Origin of the sequence: Mycobacterium sp. UM_WGJ, assembly GCF_000455125.1 — a bacterium.
Classification (GTDB): domain Bacteria; phylum Actinomycetota; class Actinomycetes; order Mycobacteriales; family Mycobacteriaceae; genus Mycobacterium.
Map to the genome: position 1 here is coordinate 1 of NZ_AUWR01000100.1, position 6,663 is coordinate 6,663.

Sequence of the window (6,663 nt, forward strand, 5' to 3'; positions counted from 1 at the left end):
TTACGGCACAGCGGACCGATAAGGCATCAGTCGACTCTGCGCTGAGGGCGAAGAAGTGCGAGAAGCGCACGCTCTCAGCGCAGAGTCGCGAAGAATCAGTCGGGCCGGAACACCAGGCTGGCTTTGAGCTTGGTCCTGTTGCCGACCATGCCCAGGAAGTTCCCCTCCACCGCGAACTGCTTGCGGGTGACGGTCGTCTCGGTGGTCAGCCGTACCCCGCCGTCGTTCAGCGCGGACACCTCGACCTTCAGCGGCAACGGTCCGGTGATGCCCTTGACAGTCAGTTCGGCGTCCAGCCGCGCGACATCGCCGCCGGCCGGCTCCCCACCGGTAACCACCACGGTGATGTCCGGGTAATGGTCGGTGTTGAAGAAGTTCGATCGGCGCAGGTCGTGGTCCCGGGTGCCCAGGCCGGTGTTGATCGAGGCAGCCTTGATATTGACCCTGCCCGTCACCGTCTTGTCGTCCTTGATCTCGCCGCTGCCGCTGAATTCGGTAAACGCGCCCCGGACCTTCAGCGCACCCCACATGGTTCCGTTCTCAAATCGGACGCTTGACTGCCCCGGATCCAGACTCCAGGTTCCCACTGCCTTCGGACTGCTGAGAAATGTTGCGACAGATGACATCTCATCTCCTCTGTCTCTGGCGTGGCAAGCCAGCACTACGGATATTCAGGGGTATCAGCTCGTTTTCGATAATACGCAGCAGCGGCGCTTTAATCTGGCACTCGGTGCATATGCTGATCCCATGACCACCTTGTTCACCAAGATCATCAACCGGGAGCTACCGGGCAGATTCGTCTACGAGGACGACGACGTCGTCGCCTTCTTGACCATCGAGCCGATGACCCAGGGCCACACGCTGGTGGTGCCCCGCGCCGAAATCGACCAATGGCAGGACATCGACGGCGCCGTCTTCGCCCAGGTGATGGCCGTGGCGCAGAAGATCGGCAAAGCGGTGTGCCGCGCCTTCGACACCGAACGGGCCGGCATGATCATCGCCGGCCTAGAAGTTCCTCACCTACATGTCCACGTTTTTCCGACGCGCAGCCTGTCCGACTTCGGTTTCGCCGGGGTGGATCGCAATCCGCCCGCGGAGTCGCTCGATGAGGCGCAGGTAAAGATTAAGGCCGCACTGGCCGAACTGGGCTGAGAGTCAGACGATCTCAGCGGGCACCTCAGCCGCGCGGGCTGAGGTGTCCGCTTGACGGGGCAGTGATACCCGGAAAGTGCAGCCCTGGCCCGGCGGAGAGCTGACGGTCACCGAGCCGTGGTGCGCCCGGGTCAGCGAGTCGACGATCGACAGCCCCAGCCCGGTGCCGCCGCTGGCTCGCGCCCGCGACGAGTCGGTCCGGAAGAACCGTTCGAAGGCCCGCTCCACATCCTGCTCGCTCATCCCGGGCCCCTGGTCGATGACCTCGAGGATGGCGTCGTCGCCCTCGGTGCCGACCCGCACGGTGATCGCGGTGTCGTCCGGAGTGTGCTGCAGCGCATTGGAGACCAGGTTGCTCAGCACCTGCCGCAGCCGGGCTTCGTCGCCGAGCACCTCTGGAGTGCCGGGGCCGTCGAAGACCTCGAGTTCGACGGCGCGATTCGGTGCGATGGCCCGCGCGTCGTGCACCGCGTCGGTGGCCAACACCAACAGGTCGACCCAGTGCCTCTCCAACGGACGCTGAGCATCGGTTCTGGCCAGCAGTAGCAGGTCCTCGACGAGCAGCCCCATCCGGCGCGCTTCGCTTTCGATGCGCGACATCAGTAGTTCCACATCGCGGGCCGCGCCCTGCCGGTACAACTCGGCGAAGCCGCGAATCGTGGTCAGCGGGGTGCGCAGTTCGTGGCTGGCATCGGTGATGAACCGCCGCATCCGCTCCTCGGAGATGCGCGCGCTCTCCGCCGAGGCCGCTGAAGAGGCCACTGCCTCCTGGATCTGCGCCAGCATGCCGTTGAGCGCCAACGTGAGCCGTCCGACTTCGGTACGCGGATCACGTTCGGGCACCCGACTGTCCAACTGACCGGCAGCGATTGCCGCCGCCGTCCGTTCGACCTCGGTCAGCGGCCGCAGGCTGCGGTTCACCACCACATAGCCGGCGGCGCCCAGCACCAGCAGCACCCCGACGCCGATCGTCACCCGCCACCAGGCCAGGTAACGCAGCGTGGCCCGAGGATCGGACAGATCCCTGGCCACGGTGATCAGCCTGCCGTTCTCGCCGTGCACCGACAACGCCCGCCACTGCACGCCCGACCCGTCGACGGAGCCGATGGTGATCGGCACCGATCCCACGTCGTTGTCCGGGGGCAGCAACGGCTCGGCGTTCTGGTCATTGACGACGGTCCAGATGCTGCCGTCGGGGTCGACGTCGCGAACGTAGAAGCTCGTCGGCGGCCGGCCGGGGCTGGGGTCCTCGCCCTCCCTCGACGGCAGCCGCCCGCGCTGTTCCAGCGCCCAGCCGTGGGCGGCGTCGATGAGCGTGGCGTCGATCCTGCCGATCAGCCGGTGCCGCAAGATCGTGGTCACGGCATACCCCTGCGCCAGCAACCCGATAGCCACCATCGCCAGGGTGGCGGCCACCAGGCTGACTTTCAGCGGCAAGATGTCCCGAAGGGGTTTGACCGTCCCCATCTGTGTCGACCTATAATCCGTTTCCGGCCCTCACCGGCCACAGTCGTTCGTCGCGGCTAGCGTTCATCGCGGCTCGCGCAACACATAACCGACTCCACGCAGCGTGTGCAACAGGCGCTTTTCGCCGGTGTCGATCTTGCGCCGTAGGTAGGAAACGTAAGACTCCACCACATTGACGTCGCCACCGAAGTCGTAGCGCCAGACGTGATCAAGAATCTTCGGCTTGCTCAGCACCGTGCCGGCATTGATCACAAAGTAGCGCAACAGCGTGAACTCGGTGGGCGACAACGAGACCGGCTGGCCGGACTTCCACACTTCGTGGGTGTCCTCATCGAGTTCGATGTCGGCGAACGCCAGCCGGGAGTTGCGCGGCTCCTGGGCGCCCTTGCCGGCCCGGCGCAGGATGACCCGCAGCCGCGCCACCACCTCTTCCAGGCTGAACGGCTTGGTCACGTAGTCGTCGCCGCCGAGCGTCAGCCCGGTGATCTTGTCCTGCAGCGAGTCGCGCGCGGTCAAGAACAGCGCCGGCGCGTCGATGCCGTCGGCGCGCAGACGGCGCAATACCCCGAAGCCGTCCATGCCCGGCATCATCACGTCCAGGATCACCGCGTCCGGCCGGATCTCGCGCGCGCGGTCCAGCGCCGCAGGCCCGCTGGAAGCGGTGTAGACCTCGAACCCCTGGAATTTGAGGCTGACCGACAGTAGCTCGACGATGTTCGTTTCGTCGTCGACGATGAGAACGCGGGCCTCCGGTGCAGCGTCATGCGCAGCTGTTGCTCCCATAGCGTCAATTCCCTCGCGGTCCGGTGAAAACCACCTGGATATCGGCTGTATGTTTACTGGCAATCAATCTAGCTGATGCGCGCTCCCCATGCCCCCTACACTGGCCTCGTGAGCCTGGTCAAACAGCTTATTGCCGTGTCCACCGCCCCGGCGCGCGTCGGCCTGTCGATCGCCGACGCCGGTCTCGGTGTCGCTACAACGGCGCTCGGACTGGCTCGACAGACCCTCGGCGACGCCGGAAAGCAGGGCTCGAACAGCTCGATGGCGCAGATGCTGGGCTTGGACGACACCCTCGCCCGGGCCAACCGGCTGGCCAAGTTGATGGACGACGACGCGCCGCTGGGCCGTGCGCTGGCGCCGGGTGGGCCGGTCGACCGACTGCTGGCGCCGGGCGGCCTGGTCGACCAACTGACCGGGCCGGGCGGAGTGATCGACCGGCTCACCGCCGAGGGCGGCGGGCTACAGCGGGCCCTGCAGCCCGGCGGCCTGGTGGATCAGCTGACCGACGAGGACGGGCTGATCGAACGACTGCTGGCCGAAGACGGCCTGGCCGACCGGCTGCTGGCCGAAGGCGGACTGATCGACAAGCTGACCGCCCGTAACGGACCCTTGGAGCAGCTCGCCGGTGTCGCCGACACGTTGAGCCGGCTGGCCCCCGGCATGGAAGCTCTGGAGCCAGCGATCGAGACCCTGCAGGAGGCGGTGATCGCGCTGACGCTGGTGGTCAATCCGCTGAGCAACATCGCCGAACGCATCCCGCTGCTGCCTCGCCGGTCCAGCCGGCGCTCGTCGGCCCGGCCGGTGCGCTCCCAGCGGGTGATCGACCAGGACCCGACCGATCCGCAGGGTTGAGCCCGTTGACCGCAACGCTCCGGAGGCCGGAGCCTCAATAGGACCGGCCATCGGCGTACCGCTGTCGCCGGTAGTAGCGCCCCTGCCGCGATTCCTGGCTTTAGCGACGCCGCATCCGAGACAGGTCCCCGACACAAGGCGACGCTATTCCCAGGACCGACAGGAATGGAGCCGCGTGAGAGACTCGAACTCTCGACATCCGCTTTACAAGAGCGACGCTCTACCAACTGAGCTAACGCGGCCGGGGCCGGCTCTATGAGCCATGGCGATTGTACGACGGGGTGATGCCGTCCAATCTCCCGCTCCCCGCCGGACTCGAGCCGACGGGAGGTGCGAGCCGACGCTGTCGATGTCGTCTGGTCGGCAGACGCCGAAATCGCGCACTAACCCCAGCGCACGACCCAGCGCAGCGATTCGCCCGGGCAGGCAACCAGTCGGCCCCGCCGACTAGTCGCGGGTCAGGTACTCCAGCACCACGCGGGTAAAGGCGTCCTTGGCCTCGATCATGGTCCAGTGCCCGCAGTTGGGGAACACGTGCACCTCGGCGTCGGGAATGGTCCGCATCGGGATCAGCGCCATGTCCAGCGGGCTGACCCGGTCATCACGGCCCCAGGTGACCAGCGTCGGCGTCTTGAGTCGGTGCATCATCGCCCACGGCAGCGGCCCCTTGGACGCCTGCATCATCTTCACCATGTTGGCGAAGGACTCTTTGCCGTACATGAGCCGGGCGCTGGCCAGGGTGTCCGGGTCGGTGGCCAGTGCCCACCGCTCCTCGATCAACTCTTCGGTGATCACCGACGGGTCGTAGACCATCGAGTGCAGCCAGCGCACCAGCGCGTCGCGACTGGGGTTGTCGACGAAGTCCTGCAGCAACCGAATACCCTCGGCCGGCCCCGGGCTGAGCAGGTTGGTGCCGATGCCACCGATGGTGACCAGCTTGCTCACCTTGTCGGGGTTGCCGATCGCGTAGCCGATGCCGACGCCGCCGCCCATCGAGTTGCCCACGATGCTGAATTGGTCCAGGCCCAGCGCTTCGACGAAGGCCGGCACCGCGCCGAACGCGGTCACCATGGGGTGCCCGCCGAAGTCGTCGCTGACCCCGAATCCGGGGAACTCCAGCACCAGGCAGCGGAAGTGCTCGGCGAACGCGGGCAGCACGCCACGGTAGTTGCGCCATCCGGTCACGCCCGGCCCGGAGCCGTGCAGCAACAGCAGTGTCGGGCCGTCACCGGCCTCGTGGTAGCGCAGCACCCCCTGCTCGGTGGTGACCTCGCGCAGCGTCTCGTCGTGGCTCAACTCGGTCGGCATATGTCTCCTCAAAGCTCCCGAAAGTCTTTAGACACGCTAACGCCGGACGCCGCCCGTCGCGGTGTCGGGGTCCGGATCTCCAAGCGCCGCGGTTATTTCGTGGCCCGCTCTCGCTGGATTTCCAGTGCGATGTCGATGAGCTGGTCTTCCTGGCCGCCGATCAGCTTGCGCTGACCGACCCGCAGCAGCAACTCATGCGCCGGCACCCCGTAACGCTCACCCTGGCGCACGGCGTGCTTGAGGAAACTCGAGTACACCCCGGAATAGCCCATCACCAACGCGTTGCGGTCCAGCACGCACTCGGCGGGCATTGCCGGGCGCACCACGTCCTCAGCGGCATCAGCGATGTCGAAGAAGTCGATACCGGTCTTGACACCGATCTTGTCGAACACCCCGATCAACGCCTCCACCGGAGCATTGCCCGCACCCGCACCGAACCGCCGCACCGAACCATCGATCTGCTTGGCCCCGGCACGCACCGCCTCCACCGAGTTAGCCACCCCCAGCCCGAGGTTCTCATGCCCGTGAAAACCCACCTGCGCGTCATCACCGAGCTCAGCGACCAACGCGGCCACCCGGTCGGCCACCCCTTCGAGCACCAGCGCACCAGCCGAATCCACCACATACACACACTGACAACCCGCATCGGCCATGATCCGAGCCTGCGCAGCCAGCTTCTCCGGAGAGATGGTGTGGGCCATCATCAAAAACCCCACCGTCTCCAACCCCAGCTCACGGGCCAAGCCGAAGTGCTGAATGGAGACATCAGCCTCAGTGCAATGCGTGGCGATCCGGCAGATCGCGCCACCGTTGTCCTGGGCCTCTTTGATGTCCTCCTTGGTGCCCACCCCCGGCAGCATCAAAAAGGCGATCTTGGCGTCTTTGGCGGTCTGCGCCGCCAGCTTGATCAGCTCCTGTTCCGGGGTCTTGGAAAACCCGTAGTTAAAGCTCGACCCGCCCAACCCGTCACCGTGGGTCACCTCGATCACCGGCACCCCGGCAGCATCCAGGGCGGCCACGATCGCGCCGACCTCATCGAGAGTGAACTGATGCCGCTTATGGTGGCTGCCGTCGCGCAGCGAAGTGTCGGTGATCCGCACA

7 protein-coding genes and 1 tRNA gene are annotated in these 6,663 nt (G+C 66.2%); 2 read left to right on the plus strand and 6 right to left on the minus strand.

Features of this window, described 5'->3' with window-relative positions; translation table 11 throughout:
- Positions 1-95 precede the first annotated feature (95 nt).
- Positions 96-626 (minus strand): YceI family protein, encoded by a 531-nt coding sequence (locus N416_RS0120900; protein WP_024444038.1) that lies wholly within the window; start codon positions 624-626, stop codon positions 96-98.
- A gap of 121 nt (positions 627-747) precedes the next feature.
- Between N416_RS0120900 and N416_RS0120905 the strand changes: the two genes are divergently transcribed.
- Positions 748-1,152 carry an HIT family protein gene (locus tag N416_RS0120905; protein ID WP_024444039.1) on the plus strand — a complete coding sequence of 135 codons (405 nt, stop codon included), beginning with the start codon at positions 748-750 and terminating at the stop codon, positions 1,150-1,152.
- 3 nt (positions 1,153-1,155) lie between these two features.
- Here N416_RS0120905 and N416_RS0120910 read toward each other — a convergent pair whose 3' ends face one another.
- The gene (locus tag N416_RS0120910; protein ID WP_024444040.1) at positions 1,156-2,619 is read right to left on the minus strand and encodes a cell wall metabolism sensor histidine kinase WalK; all 1,464 of its coding nucleotides are present in this window, start codon (positions 2,617-2,619) and stop codon (positions 1,156-1,158) included.
- A gap of 63 nt (positions 2,620-2,682) precedes the next feature.
- Positions 2,683-3,402: a response regulator transcription factor gene (locus tag N416_RS0120915; protein ID WP_024444041.1), complete on the minus strand. Its 720-nt coding sequence runs from the start codon at positions 3,400-3,402 to the stop codon at positions 2,683-2,685.
- A 108-nt stretch (positions 3,403-3,510) separates the two neighbouring features.
- On the opposite strand from N416_RS0120915, the gene N416_RS0120920 reads away from it, so the two are divergent.
- On the plus strand, positions 3,511-4,254 hold the full coding sequence (locus tag N416_RS0120920) for a hypothetical protein (protein WP_024444042.1): 744 nt from the start codon (positions 3,511-3,513) through the stop codon (positions 4,252-4,254).
- A 166-nt stretch (positions 4,255-4,420) separates the two neighbouring features.
- Here N416_RS0120920 and N416_RS0120925 read toward each other — a convergent pair.
- The 3 genes from N416_RS0120925 to dmpG form a co-directional block, all read right to left on the minus strand.
- Positions 4,421-4,496: transfer RNA gene (locus N416_RS0120925), tRNA-Thr, on the minus strand.
- A gap of 205 nt (positions 4,497-4,701) precedes the next feature.
- On the minus strand, positions 4,702-5,562 hold the full coding sequence (locus N416_RS0120930) for an alpha/beta fold hydrolase (protein WP_024444043.1): 861 nt from the start codon (positions 5,560-5,562) through the stop codon (positions 4,702-4,704).
- Between the two features lie 92 nt (positions 5,563-5,654).
- Positions 5,655-6,662, minus strand: a complete 1,008-nt coding sequence (gene dmpG / locus N416_RS0120935) for a 4-hydroxy-2-oxovalerate aldolase (RefSeq protein ID WP_231384368.1) — start codon at positions 6,660-6,662, stop codon at positions 5,655-5,657.
- Position 6,663 lies beyond the last annotated feature (1 nt).